Origin of the sequence: Flavobacterium hibisci, from assembly GCF_020026925.1 — a bacterium.
GTDB lineage: Bacteria > Bacteroidota > Bacteroidia > Flavobacteriales > Flavobacteriaceae > Flavobacterium > Flavobacterium hibisci.
In genome coordinates this window covers 1-473 of record NZ_JAIQDW010000059.1, presented here as the reverse complement: position 1 = coordinate 473, position 473 = coordinate 1, and the positions used below count along the sequence as shown (strand labels likewise).

1 pseudogene is annotated in these 473 nt (G+C 42.1%); it reads right to left on the bottom strand.

The features are described from left to right. Positions 1 to 473: pseudogene (locus K8B81_RS20830) on the bottom strand (IS5/IS1182 family transposase); the annotation flags it as partial.

The following is a 473-nucleotide window of genomic DNA, read 5'->3' as shown; positions in this document are numbered from 1 at the left end:
ACTCGTAATTTTCTTGGCTGCCGTACCCCGCATCTGCCACGATTTCTGAACTTTGAGTTTGATATTGGCTTTCAAAACCATTCAAATGCCCTTCTAGAGTAGTGGTGTCCCCTGGGCTTTGATGCAGGCTAAAATGAGTGATAAACTGCGATTCGGTACTTATTTGCGCATTGTAAGCCGGTTTTAGCTGTCCATTTTGCATGTGATCGTCCTTCAAACGCATAAAAGTAGCATCCGGATCGGTCTTGCTATACGAGTTTCTTGGGCCCAAAATTTCAAGCTGTTGCTCGTATTTTTCAAGTCTTGGAAGATGTTCTTCTTGTAATTTATCAAGTTGTTTTTGAGCAGCTTTAGAACGTTCTTTGAGCTTAGAATTCAGTTCTTGCAACTTTTCTTGTAGCGCCCTACTATCAATAGCACGTGGGGTTTCGGACTTATTAAGCGATTTTTGATCGATTTTGACCTGGCTCTCG